This is a genomic window from Pseudomonas sp. 10C3, from assembly GCF_036346185.1.
Taxonomy (GTDB): domain Bacteria; phylum Pseudomonadota; class Gammaproteobacteria; order Pseudomonadales; family Pseudomonadaceae; genus Aquipseudomonas.
In genome coordinates this window covers 1-365 of record NZ_JASJVE010000087.1, presented here as the reverse complement: position 1 = coordinate 365, position 365 = coordinate 1, and the positions used below count along the sequence as shown (strand labels likewise).

Below are 365 nucleotides of genomic sequence, written 5' to 3'. Positions count from 1 at the left end.
TATCGGGCGCTCAAACAGGGTTATGAACAACGCGTCGGCGCGGCACAACCCATCGACTTTAATACCCATAAAGCCTTTGAACCCACGCTCGATCAGCGCCAGATGGACAGGGCCATGACCGAGTTCGGTCGCGACTATGACCCGAGCAACTGGTCGCTGGCGTTGGCCGGTGACGCCATCAGTTGGGCGACCATTCCTCATCTGCTGTTCGGGGGGTTGATATACCTGACCAACGAGCAGGATGAAGCCCAGGAATACCGTGACCTGCGCACCTCTGGTAACCAGGCTTACCTGGCGCTCTATGACTTAAAAACCGCCGAGCCCCTGACCGACACCGCTCGCACGCTCACCGACTTTTTCGACGA

1 pseudogene is annotated in these 365 nt (G+C 58.1%); it reads left to right on the top strand.

The features are described 5' to 3' along the window. A pseudogene (locus tag QN399_RS26225) lies at positions 1-365 on the top strand (DUF2235 domain-containing protein); the annotation flags it as partial.